Annotated in this window: 17 protein-coding genes; 2 read left to right on the plus strand and 15 right to left on the minus strand. The window is 72.2% G+C overall.

Annotated features, from left to right (window positions below):
• Nucleotides 1-305: 305 nt before the first annotated feature.
• The 10 genes from argH to argC are packed head-to-tail and all read right to left on the minus strand — an operon-like array spanning nt 306 to nt 9,799.
• On the minus strand, nt 306-1,736 hold the full coding sequence (gene argH, locus ACYU8V_RS05195) for an argininosuccinate lyase (RefSeq protein WP_460845686.1): 1,431 nt from the start codon (nt 1,734-1,736) through the stop codon (nt 306-308).
• The gene (locus tag ACYU8V_RS05200; protein WP_460845689.1) at nt 1,733-2,203 is read right to left on the minus strand and encodes an NUDIX hydrolase; all 471 of its coding nucleotides are present in this window, start codon (nt 2,201-2,203) and stop codon (nt 1,733-1,735) included. The genes argH and ACYU8V_RS05200 overlap by 4 nt, the downstream gene beginning before the upstream one ends.
• Nucleotides 2,203-3,639, minus strand: a complete 1,437-nt coding sequence (gene argG, locus ACYU8V_RS05205; protein WP_460845691.1) for an argininosuccinate synthase — start codon at nt 3,637-3,639, stop codon at nt 2,203-2,205. Before argG ends, ACYU8V_RS05200 begins: the two co-directional genes overlap by 1 nt.
• Nucleotides 3,636-4,154 carry an arginine repressor gene (locus ACYU8V_RS05210; RefSeq protein WP_460845693.1) on the minus strand — a complete coding sequence of 173 codons (519 nt, stop codon included), beginning with the start codon at nt 4,152-4,154 and terminating at the stop codon, nt 3,636-3,638. Before ACYU8V_RS05210 ends, argG begins: the two co-directional genes overlap by 4 nt.
• Entirely contained in the window at nt 4,151-5,086 is a 936-nt protein-coding gene (argF, locus tag ACYU8V_RS05215) for an ornithine carbamoyltransferase (RefSeq protein WP_460845695.1), read from the minus strand. Before argF ends, ACYU8V_RS05210 begins: the two co-directional genes overlap by 4 nt.
• Nucleotides 5,083-6,267 carry an acetylornithine transaminase gene (locus ACYU8V_RS05220; RefSeq protein WP_460845697.1) on the minus strand — a complete coding sequence of 395 codons (1,185 nt, stop codon included), beginning with the start codon at nt 6,265-6,267 and terminating at the stop codon, nt 5,083-5,085. The genes argF and ACYU8V_RS05220 overlap by 4 nt, the downstream gene beginning before the upstream one ends.
• On the minus strand, nt 6,264-7,184 hold the full coding sequence (gene argB / locus ACYU8V_RS05225; RefSeq protein WP_460845698.1) for an acetylglutamate kinase: 921 nt from the start codon (nt 7,182-7,184) through the stop codon (nt 6,264-6,266). Before argB ends, ACYU8V_RS05220 begins: the two co-directional genes overlap by 4 nt.
• A complete protein-coding gene (gene argJ, locus ACYU8V_RS05230; RefSeq protein ID WP_460845700.1) occupies nt 7,181-8,332 on the minus strand; it encodes a bifunctional glutamate N-acetyltransferase/amino-acid acetyltransferase ArgJ in 1,152 nt (383 codons plus the stop codon). The genes argB and argJ overlap by 4 nt, the downstream gene beginning before the upstream one ends.
• 16 nt (nt 8,333-8,348) lie before the next feature.
• Nucleotides 8,349-8,765 (minus strand): ACT domain-containing protein, encoded by a 417-nt coding sequence (locus ACYU8V_RS05235; RefSeq protein ID WP_460845702.1) that lies wholly within the window; start codon nt 8,763-8,765, stop codon nt 8,349-8,351.
• A complete protein-coding gene (gene argC / locus ACYU8V_RS05240) occupies nt 8,762-9,799 on the minus strand; it encodes an N-acetyl-gamma-glutamyl-phosphate reductase (RefSeq protein WP_460845703.1) in 1,038 nt (345 codons plus the stop codon). Before argC ends, ACYU8V_RS05235 begins: the two co-directional genes overlap by 4 nt.
• A gap of 107 nt (nt 9,800-9,906) precedes the next feature.
• Between argC and ACYU8V_RS05245 the strand changes: the two genes are divergently transcribed.
• Entirely contained in the window at nt 9,907-10,896 is a 990-nt protein-coding gene (locus tag ACYU8V_RS05245) for an ATP-binding cassette domain-containing protein (RefSeq protein WP_460845704.1), read from the plus strand.
• Nucleotide 10,897: 1 nt separating this feature from the next.
• Nucleotides 10,898-11,740 carry an ABC transporter permease gene (locus ACYU8V_RS05250; protein ID WP_460845705.1) on the plus strand — a complete coding sequence of 281 codons (843 nt, stop codon included), beginning with the start codon at nt 10,898-10,900 and terminating at the stop codon, nt 11,738-11,740.
• 4 nt (nt 11,741-11,744) lie between these two features.
• On the opposite strand, the gene ACYU8V_RS05255 is transcribed toward ACYU8V_RS05250, so the two are convergent.
• The 5 genes from ACYU8V_RS05255 to pheS all read right to left on the minus strand — a co-directional run bounded on the left by ACYU8V_RS05255 (nt 11,745) and on the right by pheS (nt 19,749).
• Complete coding sequence (locus ACYU8V_RS05255) at nt 11,745-14,717, minus strand: ATP-binding protein (RefSeq protein WP_460845706.1); 2,973 nt, start codon at nt 14,715-14,717, stop codon at nt 11,745-11,747.
• Nucleotides 14,714-15,445 (minus strand): hypothetical protein, encoded by a 732-nt coding sequence (locus ACYU8V_RS05260; RefSeq protein WP_460845707.1) that lies wholly within the window; start codon nt 15,443-15,445, stop codon nt 14,714-14,716. Before ACYU8V_RS05260 ends, ACYU8V_RS05255 begins: the two co-directional genes overlap by 4 nt.
• 16 nt (nt 15,446-15,461) lie before the next feature.
• Complete coding sequence (locus ACYU8V_RS05265; protein WP_460845708.1) at nt 15,462-16,106, minus strand: SatD family protein; 645 nt, start codon at nt 16,104-16,106, stop codon at nt 15,462-15,464.
• A 65-nt stretch (nt 16,107-16,171) separates the two neighbouring features.
• Nucleotides 16,172-18,646 (minus strand): phenylalanine--tRNA ligase subunit beta, encoded by a 2,475-nt coding sequence (gene pheT, locus ACYU8V_RS05270; RefSeq protein WP_460845709.1) that lies wholly within the window; start codon nt 18,644-18,646, stop codon nt 16,172-16,174.
• Nucleotides 18,643-19,749 (minus strand): phenylalanine--tRNA ligase subunit alpha, encoded by a 1,107-nt coding sequence (pheS, locus tag ACYU8V_RS05275; RefSeq protein ID WP_460845710.1) that lies wholly within the window; start codon nt 19,747-19,749, stop codon nt 18,643-18,645. The genes pheT and pheS overlap by 4 nt, the downstream gene beginning before the upstream one ends.
• Nucleotides 19,750-19,813: the final 64 nt, after the last annotated feature.

The raw sequence follows: 19,813 nt of genomic DNA on the forward strand, positions 1-19,813 counted from the left end.
CCGCCGCACAAACATTTCACAACAATCAAATGCATGACACACTGTTGAGTTCTCAAACATCAGACACACCCGCGTGTCTCACCGGTGACCCGGTGCCCTTTCGCGGGGCAACCTGAGCAACGCTACTCACGTTGCGGTACTCGGTCAACTTGACGTTGGCCCCGCCCCTCGGCGGTCGGTCTGGGCAAGCAAGAAGCCCTCGGTTTCCCCGGGGGCTTCGGCCGCTTGCGGCGACAGAGAGAACATTACAGACACACGAACGCCGTGCCAAATCGGGGGTCCCCTTCGGCGCCGGGAGGGCCGATCTACGCCTGAGTAGCGCCCCGTGCGGCACGCGCGCGCAGCTGCTGGAGCTGCTCGACGACCCGCTCGGGAGCCGTGCCGCCACGCCCGTTGCGCGACTCCACCGAGCCCTGCGCGGTGAGGACCAGGCGGACATCCGGGGTGAGCGCGGGCGAGATCTCCGCGAACTCCTCGTCGGTGAGCGCATCGAGCTCCACGCCGCGGGCCTCCGCCGTACGGACACAGGCACCGGCCAGCTCGTGGGCGATCCGGAACGGCACGCCCTGGCGCACCAGCCACTCGGCGATGTCGGTCGCCAGCGAGAACCCCTGTGGTGCGAGCTCTGCCATCCGCTCGACGTTGAAGACCAGCGTGGCGATCTGTCCGGTGAACGCCGGCAGCAGGACCTCGAGGGTGTCGACCGAGTCGAACACCGGCTCCTTGTCCTCCTGAAGGTCCCGGTTGTACGCCAACGGCAGCGCCTTGAGCGTGGTCAGCAACCCGGTCAGGTTCCCGACCAGTCGGCCCGCCTTGCCGCGGGCGAGCTCGGAGATGTCCGGGTTCTTCTTCTGCGGCATGATGCTCGACCCCGTGGACCAGGAGTCGTGCAGCGTCACGAAGTCGAACTCCTTGGTCGCCCAGAGGATGACCTCCTCGGCGATGCGGCTGACATCGATGCCGATCTGAGCGGTGACGTAGGCGAACTCGGCGACGAAGTCGCGGGCCGCCGTACCGTCGATCGAGTTGGCGGTCGAGCCGGTGAAGCCCAGCTCTCGTGCGACGAGCTCCGGATCGAGTCCGAGGCTCTGGCCCGCCAGCGCCCCCGAAGCGTACGGGGAGTCCGCCTCGACGCGGCGGCGCCAGTCGTCGATCCGCTCGACGTCGCGGACCAGGGGCCACGCGTGCGCGAGCAGGTGGTGCGACAGCAGCACCGGCTGGGCGTGCTGGAGGTGGGTGCGGCCGGGCATGATCGCGGGCTGGTCCCCGAGGTGGCGCTCGGCCTGCTCGGCGAGAGCTCCGACCAGGTCCAGGACCAGTCCCCGGATCCGGACGGCGTGGTCGAGCAGGTAGCAGCGGAACAGCGTCGCGATCTGGTCGTTGCGCGAGCGGCCGGCGCGCAGCTTGCCGCCGACGTCGGGCCCGACCTCCTCGATCAGCAGCCGCTCGAGCGCGCCGTGCACGTCCTCGTCGGACTCGGCAGGTCGGAGTGCACCGGAGGTGAAGCGATCTGCGAGGACGTCGAGCCCGCGGTGCAGCTCGTTCTCCTCCTCGGCGGTGAGGAGGCCGGCGGTGCCGAGCGCCTTGGCATGGGCGTGGGAGCCCGCGATGTCGTAGAGCCCCAGGCGCCAGTCGAAGTGGGTCGAGCGCGACAGCGCCTCGAGCTCCGGCGACGGTCCGCCCTGGAACCGGCCGCCCCACAGCTTGCCCTCGTTGGTGGTGCTGATCTCGCTCATGGCGTTCCTCCCACCGCTGCGATCGCAGCGCGCATCATGTCGGGCATGTCGTCCGAGGCCGCTGAGCCGTCGGCGGCGAGGTCGTCCGGCGTCCACCAGGCAGCACGGAAGATGTTGCCCACCTCGCCGGCGTCGAGGCCGTCGAACCTCACCGTGACGTCCTCCTCGAGCGGGAGCGCGAAGAAGGTCGAGTGGGACACGTAGTCGGTGCCGTTCCAGGAGAACGGGTGCGTGCCGGTGCCGAGCGGGCCGACGACGGAGGCGAGGTCCGCGACGATGCCCGTCTCCTCGACGAGCTCGCGGAGTGCCGCCTCCTCGTGCGACTCCCCCGGGTCGACGGCGCCTCCGACGCTGATCCAGTGCAGGTCGCCGGGACGGGCCGGATCCTGCGCCTCGAGCAGCAGCACGCGTCCCTGCGGCGACACCGGCAGCAGCCGCGCGGCCGTGCGGTGGATGGGCTCGGGCATCAGTCGGTCCCGAGCTCCATAGCGGCCTCCTCGATCACGGCCTGCGCATCGGGGTCCTCGACCACGTCCGGATTGGCGGTGATCTGGTCGTAGCCGCCGGCCGGGAGCTCGCCGAACAGGGTGCCGTTCTCGACGAGCACCGTGCCCTGGTCGAGCGGCTGTCCGGCGTACAGCTCGAGCTTGGCGCGGCTGTCGGCGATGTCGAGGTTGCGCATCGTCAGCTGCCCGATCCGGTCCGTCGGGCCGAAGGCGGCGTTCTCGACGCGCTCCATCGAGAGCTTCTCGGGGTGGTAGGAGAAGTTCGGGCCCTCGGTGTTGAGGATCGTGTAGTCGTCGCCGCGGCGCAGCCGCAGGGTGACCGAGCCGGTGACCAGCGACGCGATCCAGCGCTGGATCGACTCGCGCAGCATCAGGGCCTGCGGGTCCAGCCAGCGGCCCTCGTAGAGCAGCCGGCCGAGCTTGCGGCCCTCCAGGTGGTAGTTGGCGAGGGTGTCCTCGTTGTGGATGGCGTTGAGCAGGCGCTCGTACGCCGCGAAGAGCAGCGCCATCCCCGGGGCCTCGTAGATGCCGCGCGACTTGGCCTCGATGATGCGGTTCTCGATCTGGTCCGACATGCCGAGGCCGTGACGACCGCCGATGGTGTTCGCCTCGTGCACGAGGGCCACCGCTTCGTCGTACCGCTTGCCGTTGAGGGCGACCGGGCGGCCCGCCTCGAAGGTGACGGTGACGTCCTCGGTCTCGATCGCGACGCTCGGGTCCCAGAACTTCACGCCCATGATCGGCTCCACGATCTCGAGCGAGACGTCGAGGTGCTCGAGGACCTTGGCCTCGTGCGTCGCGCCCCAGATGTTGGCGTCGGTGGAGTAGGCCTTCTCGGTGGAGTCGCGGTACGGCAGGTCGTGCGCGGCGAGCCACTCGCTCATCTCGTGCCGGCCGCCGAGCTCGTTGACGAAGTCGGCGTCCAGCCACGGCTTGTAGATGCGCAGCTCCGGGTTGGCCATCAGGCCGTAACGGTAGAACCGCTCGATGTCGTTGCCCTTGTACGTCGAGCCGTCGCCCCAGATGTTGACGTCGTCGGCCTGCATGGCCCGCACCAGCATCGTGCCGGTGACGGCGCGGCCCAGCGGCGTGGTGTTGAAGTAGGCCTTGGAGCCGGAGCGGATGTGGAAGGCGCCGCACGCGAGCGCGGCCAGGCCCTCCTCGACCAGCTGCGGCTTGATGTCGACCGCGCGGGCGATCTCGGCGCCGTACTGCCGCGCCCGGACGGGTACGCCGGCGATGTCGGGCTCGTCGGGCTGCCCGATGTCGGCGGTGTAGGTGCACGGGATCGCTCCCTTGTCCCGCATCCAGGCGACAGCGACCGAGGTGTCGAGCCCACCGGAGAACGCGATGCCGACCTTCTCGCCGACGGGGAGGGACGTGAGGACCTTGCTCATTCGGTGATGCTTCCTTCTGCGAGGGCGGTGAACTTCTTGGCCAGCTTGTCGCCGCCGGCCGGGTCGCGGCCGATGACGAGGACCGTGTCGTCGCCGGCGATGGTGCCGAGCACGTCCAGCAGGTCCGCACGGTCGACGGCGCTGGCGAGGAACTGGGCCGCACCCGGCGGGGTGCGGAGGATGACCAGGTTGGCGCTCGCCTCGGCGCTCACCAGGAGCTCGGTGGCGAGGCGGGCGAGCCGGTGGCCGGCGGCCGCGGACTCCCCCGCGACCGGGGTGCGGTCGCCGCCGAGCGCCGGGACGGCGTACACCAGCGAGCCGGAGGGGGCGCGGACCTTGACGGCGTCCAGCTCCACGAGGTCGCGGCTGAGCGTGGCCTGGGTGACGTGGACGCCGCGCTCGGCGAGCAGCTCGGCCAGCTCGGGCTGCGAGTGCACCTCACGGCCGCCGAGCAGCTCGGTGATCAGCTGGAGGCGGGCGCTCTTGGTCAGCGGGGTCAGGGCGTGCTCGCTCATCCGCCGGTCCCGCGTCGCTCGTGCAGCCAGGCCAGGATCGCCTTCTGGGCGTGCCGGCGGTTCTCGGCCTCGTCCCAGACCACGCTCTGCGGACCGTCGATGACCTCGGCCTCGATCTCGCTGCCCCGGTACGCCGGCAGGCAGTGCAGCACGATCGCGTCGTCGTTCGCGGCCGCCATCAGGTCGGAGGTGACGGCGTACGGGGCGAAGACCGCACGCCGGGCCGCGGCCTCGTCCTCCTTGCCCATCGACACCCAGGTGTCGGTGACCACGACGTCGGCGTCCTTCACGGCGACGTCGGCGTCGACGGCGATCCGCACCGAGCCGCGCGTCCGCTCGCCGATCTCGGCGGCGGCGTCGAGCACGGTGGCATCGGGCACGTAGCCCTCCGGGCAGCCGAAGACGACGTGCATCCCCGCAGTCACGCCGGCGAGCGCCCAGGAGTTGCCCATGTTGCAGGCCGCGTCGCCGAGGAAGGCCGCCGTCAGGCCGGCCGTCTCCCCCTTGTGCTCGCGGATCGTGAGCAGGTCGGCGAGCAGCTGGCAGGGGTGGAACTCGTCGGTGAGGGCGTTGACGACCGGTACGCCGGACATCGCGGCCATCTCGTCGAGGGCGGTCTGGGCGTAGGTGCGCCACACGATCATCGAGGCCTGGCGACCCAGCACCCGGGCCACGTCGGCGACCGACTCGCGCTTGCCGATGCCGGCCAGCGCTCCGTCGACGAGCATCGCGTTGCCGCCGAGCTCGGCGATGCCAGCAGCGAAGGACGCCTGGGTGCGCAGCGTCGGCTTGTCGAAGATCATCGCGACCGTGTGCGGGCCGGCCAGCGGCTTGGCGTCGTACGGCGCTGCCTTCAGGGTGGCCGCGAGGTCGAGGACCTCCGCCTGCTCGGCGGGTGTGAGGTCGTCGTCGCGGAGGAAGTGTCGGGTCATCGGGCGACTCCTGCAGCGTCGAGGATGGACGGCCAGGCGGCCACGAACGCGTCGATGTCGTCGGCGGTCACGACCAGGGGCGGCGCGAGCCGGATCCGGTCCGGGCCGGTGGCGTTGATGATCCAGCCGGCGTCCTGCGCCGCGGTGACGACCGCGGGTGCCTGCTCCGCGGCCAGGGTCAGGCCGACCAGGACGCCGCAGCCACGGACCTCGGTCACGCGCGGGTCGTCGGCGAGGCCGGCACGGAGCCGGTCGCCCATCGCGACCGCATTGCCCAGCAGGCCGTCGGACTCGATGGTGTCGATGACCGCGAGCGCCGCGGCGGTCGCGACCGGGTTGCCCCCGAAGGTCGTGCCGTGGTTGCCCGGCTGGAGGAGCGTCGCGGCGTCACCGAGACCGATGCAGGCACCGATCGGGATGCCCCCGGCGAGGCCCTTCGCGAGCGTGACGATGTCGGGGACGACGCCGGAGGGGTGGCTGGCCAGCCAGTGACCGGTACGGCCCATCCCGCTCTGGATCTCGTCGAGCCAGAGCAGGGCGCCGTGCTCGGTGGCGATCCGCCGAGCGGCGACGAGGAACTCCGTGGATGCCACGTTGACCCCGGCCTCACCCTGGAGCGGCTCGATGATCACGGCGGCCGTGTTGTCGTCGACCGCGGCGGCGAGCGCGTCCGCGTCGGCGTACGGGACCCAGGTGACGTCGCCGGGCAGCGGCTCGAACGGCTCGCGGTAGGCGGCCTTCGAGGTGAGTGCGAGGGCGCCCATCGTGCGGCCGTGGAAGGCCTGCTCCATCGCCACGATGCGCGTGCGACCGGTGCGCCGGGTCATCTTGAGGGCGGCCTCGTTCGCCTCCGCGCCGGAGTTGCAGAAGAAGACGCGACCGTCCGTGCCGGGGGCGACGACGGCGAGCAGCTTCTCGGCGAGCTCGATCTGCGGGGTGCTGGCGAAGAAGTTGGAGATGTGGCCGAGGGTCTCCAGCTGCTTCGTGACCGCACCGACCAGGGCCGGGTGAGCGTGACCGAGGGTGTTGACCGCGATGCCGCCGAGGAAGTCGACGTACTCCTTGCCGTCGACGTCGCTCACCCGCACGCCGTTGCCGCTGGCCAGGACCAACTTGGGGGTGCCGAAGGTGTTCATGACGGCGCCGGCGTACCGGTCCAGCCATTCGCTCGAGGTGCTCATCTGCCCACCTCCCGGGCCTTGCGCGTCTTGGTGCTCACCCCGGGCAGCACCTGCGTGCCGACGCCCTCGTCGGTGAACAGCTCGAGCAGCACCGCGTGCGGCTCGCGGCCGTCGACCACGGTGGCGCGCGGGACTCCCCCGCGCACCGCCTGCAGACAGGCGGTCATCTTCGGGATCATCCCGCTGGCCAGCGACGGGACCATCGCCTCGAGCGCCTCCGGGCTGATCTCGCCGATGACCTCGTCGGGGTCGGGCCACGACGCGTAGAGGCCCTCGACGTCGGTCAGGACGAGCAGCTTCTCGGCGCCGAGCGCAGCGGCCAGGGAGGCCGCCGCGGAGTCGGCATTGACGTTGTGCACGACGCCGGAGGCGTCGGGCGCGACGCTGGAGACGACCGGGATCCGGCCGGCCTCGATCAGGTCGATCACCGACTCGGGACGCACGTGGGTCACCTCGCCGACGAGGCCGAGGTCGACCTCCTCGCCGTCGACGACGGTGCCGGTCGCGGTGGCCGTGAACAGGCCCGCGTCCTCACCGGAGAGGCCGACCGCGAGCGGGCCGTGCTCGTTGATCAGGCCGACCAGCTCGCGCTGGACCTGGCCGACGAGGACCATGCGGACCACGTCCATCGCCTCGGGCGTCGTCACTCGCAGGCCACCGCGGAACTCCGACTCGATGCCGAGGCGGTCGAGCATCTGCGAGATCTGCGGGCCACCGCCGTGCACGACGACCGGGCGGAAGCCGGCGAACCGCAGGAACGCGATGTCCTCCGCGAACGCGCGCTTGAGGGTGTCGTCGGTCATGGCGTTGCCGCCGTACTTGATGACGACGATTTTTCCGTGGTAGGCCTTCAGCCACGGCAGCGCTCCCGCGAGCGTGGTGGCCTTGGTCTGGTCGGGGCGTCCGGGCTGGTTCATGAGCTGTAGGCGCTGTTCTCGTGGACGTAGGCGTGGGTGAGGTCGTTGGTCCAGACGGTGGCCTGGGCGTCGCCCGCCTTCAGGTCGATGGTGACGGTAACCGAGCGCGGCGTGAGGTCGACCGTGGCGGGGTCCGCGGCGGGCGTCGACTTCCGGCACACCCACACGTCGTTGATCGCGACGTCGAGGTCGGCCGGGTCGAAGGCGGCGCTCGTCGTACCGACGGAGGCGAGGATGCGGCCCCAGTTCGGGTCGTTGCCGAACACCGCGGCCTTGAACAGATTGCTCCGAGCGACGCTGCGGCCCACCTCCACCGCCTCGTCCTCGGTGGCGGCGTTGACGGTCGTGATCGCGATCTCGTGGCTGGCGCCCTCGGCGTCGGCGAGGAGCTTCGTGGCCAGGGTCGTGCACAGCTCGGTGAGGGCGGCGGTGAACTCCTCGGGCGTGGGCGTGACCCCGCTGGCGCCGGAGGCCATCACGGTGACCGTGTCGTTGGTGGACTGGCAGCCGTCGGAGTCGAGCCGGTCGAAGCTGACCTTCGCCGCGGCGCGCAGGGCCCGGTCGAGCTCGGTCGCGGGTACGACGGCGTCGGTGGTGATCACGACCAGCATCGTGGCGAGCGCCGGGGCGAGCATGCCCGCGCCCTTGGCCATGCCGCCGATGGACCAGCCGTCGCCCTCGACCACGACCTGCTTGCTCACCGTGTCGGTGGTCATGATGGCGTGTGCCGCGTCGTCGCCGCCATCGGTCGACAGCCGCGCTGCAGCGTCGGCGACGCCGCCGAGGATGTTCTCGCGGGTGCTGGTCAGGCCGATCAGCCCGGTGGAGCAGACGACCACGTCGCCCGCCCCGATGCCGACGAGCTCGGCGACCTTCTCCGCGGTGGCGTGGGTGGTCTGGAAGCCCTCGGGGCCGGTGTAGCAGTTGGCGCCGCCGGAGTTGAGGGCGACGGCCTTGACGACGCCGTCCTTCACGACCTGCTCGCTCCACAGGACCGGGTTGGCCTTGCAGCGGTTGCTGGTGAACACGGAGGCGGAGTCGAAGGTGGGGCCCTGGTTGACGACGAGGGCGAAGTCCTTGGCGCCGGTCGACTTCAGGCCGGCGGCGACGCCGGCCGCGACGAAGCCGGCGGGATGGGTGACGCTCACGATGGTGATCCTTGCGTTAGCTGAGGTGGGAGGGGACGGCAGGGGCGGTGTCGTGCCCCGATCGTCGCCACGCCTCTTCGGCCCGGTCGGCCTGCCCGGTCCGCACCAGGATCCAGTCGGTGTCGTACGTCGACAGGGTCAGCACCGGGATCCCGGCCTCGGCCAGCGGCGCCAGCAGCGCGGCGAGCACGCCGACCTCGTCGAACGCGAGGTCCTCGGCGACCCGGAAGGCCGTGAACGGCTTCTCGTGCTTGGCCTTCTTCGGGACGCTGCGGCCCGCGCAGATCACGGTCGTCTCGGTCGCGGTCGCGGTGATCGAGAAGATCGAGGACGACTCGGCCCACTCGGGGATCTCCGCACCGGCCGCGAGCCGGACGACGGCCAGGGTCTCGGGGTAGCGGGCGAGGCGGAAGGTCCGGGACGGCTCGGTCACGGCGCGACTCCTACGGTCGAGAGGCCGGTGGTCTCGGGGAAGCCGAGAGCCAGGTTCATGCACTGTACGGCGGCACCGCCGGTGCCCTTCGCCAGGTTGTCGATGGCGCCCACGACCACGAGCCGGCCGGCGGTCTCGTCGACGGTCACCTGCAGGTGGACGGCGTTGGAGCCGAGCACGCTCTGGGTCTGCGGCCACTGACCGGCCGGCAGCAGGTGGACGAACGGCTCCTCGGCGTACGCGTCGAGATAGGCCTGGCGGGCCTGCTCGGCGGTGACGCCGGCCGCGATCGGGGCGCTGCAGGTGGCGAGGATGCCGCGGCTCATCGGGACCAGCAGCGGGGTGAAGGAGACCTTGACCTCCGCGTCGGTGAGGCGGCCGAGGTTCTGGGTGATCTCCGGGGTGTGCCGGTGGACGCCGCCGACGCCGTAGGCGCTGGTGTTGCCCATGGTCTCGCTGCCGAGCAGGTGCGGCTTGGCGGACTTGCCGGCACCGCTGGTGCCGGACGCGGCGACCACCACGACGTCGGGCTCGATCAGGCCGGCCGCGACCGCCGGGGCCAGCGCAAGGCTGGAGATGGTCGGGTAGCAGCCGGGGACCGCGATCCGCTTGGCGCCCTCGAGCCTCGCCCGCAGACCGGGCAGCTCGGGCAGGCCGTAGGGCCAGGTGCCGGCGTGGTCGCTGCCGTAGAAGCGCTCCCACTCGGCGGCGTCCTCGAGCCGGAAGTCGGCGCCGCAGTCGACGACGACGACGTCCTCGCCGAGCTGCTCGGCGATGGCGGCGGACTGGCCGTGCGGGAGTCCGAGGAAGACGACGTCGTGACCGGCGAGGTTCTCCACCGTGGTCTCGAGGAGGACACGGTCGGCGAGCGGCAGCAGGTGGGGCTGGAGGGAGCCCAGCGTCTCCCCGGCGTTCGACCCGGCGGTGAGTGCGCCGATCTCCACGCCGGGATGGCCGAGCAGCAGCCGGAGCACCTCGCCTCCGGCGTACCCACTGGCGCCGGCGACGGCGACCTTGACCTTGTCCATATGCATGATCATACACAACCCTGCATGTTCATGTGCAACGGGTTTCGGGCGCTGAAACCGGGCCCCGGGAAATGTGAAGGCGGACTGAAACCGCCCACCCTCACTCTAGGGGCATGAACCCCACCACTCCCCTCGCCGTCGAGGCGGTCGGCCTGGTCAAGACCTTCGGAGACTTCCGTGCCGTCGACGGCATCGACCTGGAGGTACGCCGGGGCGAGGTCTTCGGCGTGCTCGGCCCCAACGGCGCCGGCAAGACCACGACCCTGTCCATGCTCGCGACCCTGCTGCCGATCGACGGAGGTCGCGCGTCCATCTTCGGCATCGACGTGCAGTCGCGGCCGCACCAGATCCGCCAACTCGTCGGCGTGACCGGGCAGTACGCCTCGGTCGACGAGAACCTGACCGCGGCCGAGAACCTCGTCCTGTTCGCGCGGCTCCTCGGCCGCTCGACGCGGCAGGCCCGAGTCATCGCCGGGGAGCTGCTCGAGCGGTTCGACCTCACCGACGCCGCCACCCGCCAGATCAAGGACTTCTCCGGGGGCATGCGGCGCCGGCTCGACCTGGCCGCCTCGCTCATCGCCCAGCCGCCGCTGATCTTCCTCGACGAGCCGACCACCGGGCTCGACCCCCGCACCCGCGGGCAGATGTGGGACACGATCCGCGAGCTCGTCGCGAACGGCGCGACGATCCTGCTGACCACCCAGTACCTCGACGAGGCCGACCAGCTCGCCGACCGGATCGCGGTCATCGACCGCGGCCGCAAGGTCGCCGAGGGCACCCCCGAGCAGCTCAAGTCGAGCGTCGGCGACTCCACGCTGCACGTGCGGTTCGCCGACAAGGACCGCACCACGCAGGCCGCGACCATCGTCGAGCGCCTGCTCGGCGAGGCGCCGGTGCTGACCCCCGAGGCCGGCGGGCTGAATGTCGCGCTGGCGGACGCGAACCGCGCCGCCGACGTACTCATCGCGCTGCGGGAGGCGCAGCTCGACATCACCACCGCCTCGGTGCGCCAGCCCACCCTCGACGAGGTCTTTCTCGCCCTCACCGGGCACCACTCCGACGACGACACCGCTGACACCGAGACCGGACGGGAGGTGGCCTGAGATGACCACCCTGCAGAGCACCCCTCAGACCCTGGTCGGCGGCGCGCTCGCCGACCCCACCACGGGCCTGGCCGTGCGGCCCGGCCTGCGCGACACCGTGCACCAGACGCTGGCCATGGCGTGGCGGGCGCTGAAGAAGATGCGCCGCAACCCGGAGCAGTTCTTCGACGTCGCGCTCCAGCCGATCCTGTTCACCGCGATGTTCGGCTACATCTTCGGCGGCGCGATCTCCGGATCGGTGAGCGCGTACCTGCCGCTGATGATCCCCGGCATCCTCGCCCAGACCACCCTGACGGCGTCGATGGCCAGCGGCACCCAGATGCGCGAGGACATGGACAAGGGCGTCTTCGATCGCTTCAAGTCGCTGCCCATCGCACGGATCGCCCCGCTGGCGGGACCGGTCATCGCGGACCTGCTGCGGTACGGCATCGCGGCGACCATCACCATCGCCGTCGGCATGCTGATGGGCTACCGGCCCGGCGGCGGCGTCGGCGGTGTCGCGGCGGGCTGGCTGCTGACGATCGTCGCGGGCTGGTCGCTGTCGTGGATCTTCGTCGCGCTCGGCACCGTCGCTCGCTCCGCCATGGCCGTGCAGGGCATCGGCATGATGATCATGTTCCCGCTGACGTTCCTGTCGAACGCCTACGTGCCGACCAGCACCCTGCCGGGCTGGCTCAAGACCTTCGTGCAGCTGAACCCGGTCTCGCACGTCGTCACCGCGGTCCGGGACCTGATGAACCGGGGCGACGTCACCATCGAGGTGCTCTGGGCCCTCGGCGGCTGCGCCATCGTCGTCGCGATCTTCGCGCCCCTGGCCGTGCGGAGCTACGCGCGCAAGATGTGAGCCGTCAGTAGAGCCGGGTGACCAGGCGCCGGGCGTCGTCGAGCAGATCTGCTCCGCGGCGCCCGGCGTACTCGCGTTGCGCCTGCTCGAGCACACCGGGGGCGATCCGCTCGGCGTCCTTGACGGCCCGCTCCCAGCGCAGCGCGGGTGCGAAGCGGTGGTAGGACAGGCCGTCGGCCACGACCAGCAGCCGGAGCGCGTCGGCCGGTGGCAGGGCGTCGCGGTTCAGCGACCACAGGCCGAGCGAGAACAGCAGTACGCCGGCGACGGGAAGGTCGATCATCTGGCGCGAGTCGGCGAGCACGGCGGACGCCTTGGCCGCGAGCGCGGCGTACAGGTCGGCACCCTGGTCGCCCTCCGCGTGCCGGACGTGGGCCGCGAGCGCGCTGGCCTCGGTGAAGATCACCCAGGGCACCATGTTCGGGCCGTCCTCGGCTCCCGGGAACCGGAGCTGGGACATCGCGGCGATGCTGTCACGGAAGCGGGCGAGCCCCTCGTCGATGCGCCCGCGCGCGAGCAGGACCTCCCCGCACAGGGAGTGGAAGGCGCCCTGCGACCCGAAGGGGCCCTGGCCGCTGATCTCGCCGAGTGCCTCGACGATCCGCTCGGCCTCGTCGACCCGCCCCGTCTCGAGGGCGGCCATGCCGAGGATCACCTCCGCCTGCACCACGTCGTCGGTCGCGCCGAGCCGCCGGAGGGCGGGCAGCGCGGCCGAGGCGTGCGCGGCGGCGCCGGCGACGTCGCCGATCTGGGCGTACAGGGCGCAGAGCTGGGCGTGCAGCGACGCGCCGAGCCACGGACCGTGCTCGCCGGTGGTCAGCTCGAGAGCCGCGCTCGCCGCCTCGATCGCCCCGGAGGGATCCGCGCCGTTCTCGCGCTCGTGGCTGAGGAACTGGTACGCCGTCGCCCGCACGCGGGGGTCGGGGTCCTGCGTGAGTCCCTCCAGCAGCGCCTCGGTCTCCCCGGTGCCGCGCCGGTCGTGGGCGAGCAGGATGGCGAGCATCGTGCGGAGGTGGGCGCTGGGCGAGTCGATGCCGATGCGGTCGGCGATGCCCCGCAGCACGGCCTCCTCGACGGCGCCGGTCAGGATGGCGCCCATCAGGCAGCTGGCGAGCGCGACGCGCGTCGGCTCGACCAGGTCGTCCGGGGGCACCCAGTCGTCGATCGCGCGCGCGACTGCGGGGCCGACCGTGAAGGCCCGCGGGTAGTCGCCGACGATCGCCCAGTAGCCGCCCAACGCGCTGAAGATCCTCACCACGGCGCCCCGATCGCCGGCCGCGATCGCCTGGCGGAGGACGTCGGCCAGGTTCGTGCTCTCGGCGCGCACCGCGCCGACCGCCTCGACCTGGTCGGTGGTGAACAGCCGGGCACCCCACGCGGTGCAGAAGTCGGCTGCCCACGCGCGCTGGGCGGCCACGGCGTCGTCCCGCTCCCCCGCGTCGACCAGCTGCATCCGGCCGAACTCGCGCACCGTCTCCAGCATCCGGTAGCGCACCCCCACCGGATCCTCGCGGGGGCCGTCGACGGGAGCCTCGGAGACGACGAGCAGTGAGCTGTCGACGAGCCGCTCGACGACGGCCAGCGCATCCGGGCCGAGCATCGCCTCGGCGCCGCCGATCGCGAAGCCGTCGTGGAAGACCGAGAGCCGACGCAGAGCCCGTCGCTCGGCCTGGTCCAGGAGGTTCCAGGACCAGTCGATGACGGCGAGCAGGGTCTGGTGCCGGTCCGGGGCGCTCCGGTCGCCGCCGCGGAGCAGGGCGAAGCGGTTCTCCAGGCGTACGTCGACCTCGGCGACGCTCATCGCCCGCACCTTCACCGCGGCCAGCTCGATCGCGAGCGGCAGGCCGTCGAGGCGAGTGACGATGCGCGCGATCGTGTCCGCGGGCAGGGCGACTCCGGGCCGCGCGGCCGCTGCCCGCTGGCAGAACAGCTCGGCCCCGTCGGCGACGTCGAGGGTGCTCAGCGGGAAGACCTGCTCCGCTGCGATCGCGAGCGGGATCCGGGTCGTCGTCAGCACCCGCAGCCGGGGTGCGGCCGTCACCAGGAACGCGACCAGGTCGGCCACCGCCCCGATCAGGTGCTCGCAGTTGTCGAGCACGAGCAGGGTGGAGGCCTGGTCGAGCTGCTGCGCGATCCGGGTGCGGACGTCGCGGCGCTCCGCGGCGGTCAGCACCCGGCGCCCGCTCACCGAGTCGCGTACGCCGAGCGCGGAGCCGATCTCGGAGGCGAGGTCCTCGGGGTCGACCACGCCGACGAGCTCCACGACGTGGACCACCGGCTGTTCGGCGTACGCCGCCGCGAGCTGGGCCAGGCGCGTCTTGCCCAGACCGCCCGGGCCCAGGATCGACACGACTCGGTGCGCGCGCAGCAGGCCGCGCAGCTCGTCAAGGGCGTCGTCACGGCCGACCAGGCTGGAGGCGTAGTGGCGCAGCCCCGAGCGGACCGGGCTGTCGCTGGCCAGCAGCTCGCGGTGGAGCTCCTGCAGGGCCGGCGACGGGTCGATGCCGAGCCGGTCGGCCAGGGCGGTGCGGTGCTGCTCGTACCACTCCAGGGCGGCGGGTACGCCGTGGACGGCCGCCGTCGCCCGCAGCAGCGCCGCCACGACCTCCTCGTCGGGGGTCGCGCGCTCGAGGAGCGGCAGGGCCTCGGCGTACGAACCCTGCGCGGCCAGGCGCAGCCCCACCGGCCGCAGGGCCCAGGCGTCGACCTCCTCCGGCGCGAGGGCGAGCCGGTAGCCGACCGCGGTGCGCTCGATCGCGGCCGCGGACGTGGCCGATCGGGCGCGTGAGACGACGACCTGGAGCGCCTTCGCCGGGTTGGCCGGGAGGGCGTCGGTCCAGATCTCCTCGATCAGGGCCTTCTCGCCGGCGCCGCGCGGGCCCGCCTCGACCAGCGCACGGAGCAGCGCGTGCGTCCGCTCGCCCGGGACCGGGGAGCCGTCCCAGGTCACGTCGTCGAGGACGCCCAGGCGGGTCATTGCGCGATCACCAGGGCGCCCAGCGCGACGAGCCAGCTGACGAAGCTGCCGACCAGGAAGTACTCGGTCAGGAGGTGGATGCGGTCCTCGCCGCGCCGCGACTGCAGCTCGGGGAACCGGAGCAGGCCCTTGGCCGCGATCACCACGCCGGCCGCCGTGAGGGCGCCGCCGAGGCCGCAGCCGAAGATGACCAGACGCTCCATCGGTCCGAGCAGCCGCCCGCCCTTGAGCTCCTGCTCGGGACCGCTCGGGGTGTCCTGGCGCATCGGGCTGATGGTGTGGGTGGCCGAGAGGACCAGCCGGACCACGACGTTGCCGGTCGACAGCTGGACCAGTGCGGCGCCCGTGACGAGCAGCAGCCGGTCGGCCGAGATGCCCTGCAGCACCGGCAGGGACGCGTCATCAAGCCAGTCCTGGAGCGGACCGGCGGCGGTCCCGGCCCAGGGCGAGCAGAGGATCGCCATCCCGAGCGCGACCGCGAGCAGGGTCAGGGGGACGGCAGGCCGGTTGCGCCCGAAGCCGCGGGTGACGGTGCGGCCCCACCCCAGGGTGACCAGGACGAGGACCACGACCGCTGCCAGGTCGCGGACATGGGTGAGCCCGCCGAGCAGGGCGACGGACACCACGGTCGCAGCGCCGACGCACTCGGGCAGCAGGGGGCGGTGGCGCAGCGAGTGCACGAGATCGGTGACGCCGAGGCCGATCAGCAGCAGCGCGACCCAGCTCATCCGCGTCCTCCCGTCTTCAGCCCACCTGTGCCAGCAGCTCGTCGGCGCGCACCAGCGTCCCGAGCCCGTCGCGCCGCACCCGTTGGGACAGGGCCGACGCCGAGACGCCGAGATCCGCGGCCAGCTCGCGCTGGGTGCGGCCCTCGAGCATCCCGCGCAACAGCATGACCGATCGCTCCGACAGTGCACCGACGAGCTCGTCGCGGCACAGGAGCGCGGCATTGACGGCCTCGGGCCGCGGTCCGTCCACCTCCGGTGCGCAGGCGTACGCCGTGCGCGACCCCCGCAGCGCCGCCCGGCCCGACGCGGCCTCGGCCTGCTCGATGGCGTCGCGTGCCGCCCACCAGGCCGGCCCGTCCTCGACCCGTGGCTCTTGGCTGAGCACCGAGGTGGTCCCCCAGCCGATGCCGTGCCGGACGTCGTGCGCGGGCAGCAGCGCGAGCCGCAGGGCGAGCGAGGCCCGGCACGCCTCGCCCACGGTGGCGAAGCACCCCTGGTACTCGTCGCCCACGGTGATCCGCAGCGGCACCACCGGCGACATCCGGGCGTTGACCGCCTCGATCGCCGTGGCGACCAGGGCGTGCAGGTCCTCCCGGCGCGCCCACTCCGCCTTGGAGCCGACGACGTCGCCGATCAGCGCAGCGAGCGGAGGTCGGGTCACTGGGACAGCATATACCTTCATTTGTAGGAAATGAAGGTATATGCTTCATCGGTCGGTCCGGACGCTCAGACGCGCTGGACCGCCCCGGTCAGCTCCGCGGCGCGCGCCACGGCCGCGTCCCGCGCGGCCCCCGTCTCGGCCTCGGTGAGCGTGCTGTCGGGCGACCGGAAGCGGAGCGCGAAGGCCAGCGACTTGCGCCCCTCCCCGATCTGCTCACCGGTGTAGACGTCGAAGAGCCGGACCGACTCGAGCAGCTCGCCGGCGCCCTCGCGCAGGGCCTCCTGCACCGCGGCCACCGTCACGTCGGCGTCCACCACCAGCGCGACGTCCTCCTTGGCGAGCGGCATCGTCGAGAACGACGGCCCGGGTCGTACGTCGGGCGCAGCACCCATCAACAGATCGAGATCGATCTCCAGGACCGCCGTACGCTGCGGCAGGCCGAAGGCCCGGCAGACCGCGGGGTGCAGCTCGCCCGCGTGCCCGAGCACCGCGTCGTCGATGCGCAGCTCGGCGCACCGGCCGGGGTGCCACGGGGCGAGCGTCGCGGCGGTCGTCGTGACCGCCACGCCCAGCTCCTCGGCCAGGCGACGCACGAGCCCGATCGCGTCCGACCAACCGGCGGTGCGGCCCGCGCCCCACCAGCCCGCACGCTCGGACTCGCCGGCGAGGACCGCGGCCAGGTGCAGCGGCTGGCGCGGGAGCGCGTCGAGCAGCGCCTGCAGCTCGGCCTCGCTCGGCCGGCCGTCGACGCCGTAGATGGGCGTGCCGCCACCGGTCGGGAACGCGACCGTGGCCGTCTCGAACAGCGCGACACCCTGCGCGCCGCGACCCAGGTTGCGGTTCGCGGCCTTGAGGATCCCCGGCAGCAGGGTCGTGGTGTACGCCGGCTCCTCGGAGCTGATCGGGTTCGCCAGGCCGACTGTCGTGCGACGCGGGTCGTCGGCGGGCAGCCCGAGCTGGTCGAAGGTCGCCGTGCCGACGAACGGGAAGCTGACCACCTCGACGCAGCCGGCGCCCGCGAGGGTCCGGCCGACGCGGCGGCGCAGCTGCTGGGAGCGGGTGAGCCCGCGACCGGTGGCGCGCCGCGGCAGCACGGACGGCACCTCGTCGTACCCGACGATCCGGACGACCTCCTCGACCAGGTCGTAGGGGTCGTTGAGGTCGGGGCGCCAGCTCGGCGGGGTGACCCGGAGGGTGTCGCCCGACTCCTCGACGGCGGCGCCGATCGCGGTCAGGTCCTTGACGACCGTGGCGTCGTCGACCGCGATGCCGCTGATCCGGGCGGGCAGGTCGGTGGCGATGGTGATGCTCGCCGGCTCGGGAGCCGCGCCGACCAGCGTGAAGCCGGGATCGGCGGTGGCGCCACCGTGGGCGACGAGCAGCTCGACGATCCGGTCGGCCGCGACGGCGGGCAGCAGCGGGTCGACGCCACGCTCGAAGCGCTTGGACGCCTCCGAGCCGAGCTTGTGCCGCTTCTGCTGGCGGAAGATCGTGGTCGGGTCGAAGTGCGCCGCCTCGATCACGATGTCGGTGGTCGACGCCGAGATCTCGGTGTCGGCACCGCCCATCACGCCGGCCAACCCGATCGGGCCACTGTCGTCGGTGATGAGGAGGTCCTCGGGGTCCAGGGTCCGCGACACATCGTCGAGGGTGGTGAGCTTCTCCCCCGGCTGGGCACGGCGGACCCGGATCGGCCCGGCCAGCTTCGCCCGGTCGTAGCAGTGGTTGGGCTGCCCGAGCTCGAGCATGACGTAGTTGGAGACGTCGACCGCGAGCGAGATCGAGCGCATACCGGCCTGCCCGACCCGCTTCTTGATGAAGGCGGGGGTCGGCGACGCCGGGTCGAAGCCGCTGACCGTGCGGGTCGCGAAGACCGGGCAGCCGGCGGGGTCGTCGACCACGACCTCGTAGGCCTTGCCGTCGACGGCCGGCGTCGGCCGGTCGGCGGGGTCGGTGAACGGCAGGTCGAAGCCGAGGGCGGCCTCGCGGGCGATGCCGCGCAGGCTGAGCGCGTAGGCCCGGTCCGGGTTGATCTCGAACTCGATGATCTCCTCGTCCAGCCCGAGCAGTGCGAAGACGTCGTCGCCGGGCTCACCCGCGTCGGCGGGCAGCACGATGATGCCGTCGTGGTCCTCGCCGATGCCGAGCTCGCGGGCCGAGCAGATCATCCCGGCGCTCAGGTGCCCGTAGGTCTTGCGCTCGGCGATGGCGAACCCGCCCGGCAGGACGGCGCCGGGGAGGCAGACGACCACGAGGTCACCGGGCGCGAAGTTGTGCGCCCCGCAGACGATGCCCTGCGGCTCGCCGGTGCCGTTGGCGTCGCCGACGTCGACGGTGCACCAGTTGATCGTCTTGCCGTTCTTCTGCGGCTCCTTGTCCTGGGTCAGGACGCGGCCGATCACCAGCGGGCCGGTGATGTCGGCACGCTCGATGGCCTCGAGCTTGAGCCCGAGCGCGGTCAGGCGGTCGGTCAACGCCTCGGTGGTGACCGAGTCGGGCAGGGCGACGTACTCCTTGATCCAGGAGATGGGGGCCTTCACAGCTCGCTCCCGAACGCAGTGGTGAACCGGACATCGCCCTCGAAGAGGGTCCGGAGGTCTTCGAGCCCGTGCCGGAACATCAGCGTCCGGTCGATGCCCATGCCGAAGGCGAAGCCGCTGTAGTGGTCGCTGTCGACGCCGCAGGCCCTCAGCACGCGCGGGTTGACGATGCCGCAGCCGCCCCACTCGATCCAGCCCTCGCCGCGACAGGTCCGGCAGGTCGCGCCGTCGAGGGAGCCCGCGCCGCGGCAGACGAAGCAGATCAGGTCGACCTCGGCGCTGGGCTCGGTGAAGGGGAAGTACGACGGCCGGAAGCGCGTCGTGATGCCCTCGCCGAACATCTGGGTGGCGAAGTGGTCCAGGGTGCCCTTCAGGTGCGCCATCGAGATGCCCTCGTCGATGGCCAGGCCCTCGACCTGGTGGAACATCGGGCTGTGCGTGGCGTCGTACTCGTCGGTGCGGAAGACGCGTCCGGGGCACACCACGTAGATCGGCGGCGTGCGGGTCAGCATGGTGCGCGCCTGCACCGGACTGGTGTGGGTGCGCAGCACGAGGTGGTCCTCGGCGGGGTCGGTCCAGAACGTGTCCTGCATGGTCCGCGCCGGGTGGTCCGGCCCGAGGTTCAGGGCGTCGAAGTTGAGCCACTCCGCCTCGATGACGGGGCCCTCGGCGACCTCCCAGCCCATCGCCACGAAGATGTCCGCGATCAGCTCGGCGCCGGTGGTGAGGGGGTGGCGCGCACCGGCCGGCACCCGGTCGGTCGGCAGCGTCACGTCGACGGCCTCCTCGACCAGCATGCGCGCCTCGTGCTCGGCCTCCAGGACGACCTGACGCTCGGCGAGGGCCTTGGCGATCGCACCCTTCGCCTGGCCGACGCGCTGGCCGGCCTCCTTGCGGGCCTGCGGCGGGAGCGCGCCGATCTCGCGGTTGGCCAGTGCGATCGGCGAGCGCTCGCCCACATGCTCGAGGCGCGCCGCCTTGAGCTGCTCGAGATCCGCGGCCGCGGCGATGGCCGCGAGCGCGGCCTCACGGGCGGCGTCGATCTCGGCCTGCTGCAGGGGCGTGACCTCGACCGGGTCGTAGTCGGTGTTGGGGCCGGACATCGGTGCCTTTCTCGGCGGGCGGGACAGCGGCAAGTCTAGGAAGCGCGGCGCGCGGGCCGCGACC

The sequence above is a fragment of the Nocardioides ultimimeridianus genome (assembly GCF_054777895.1).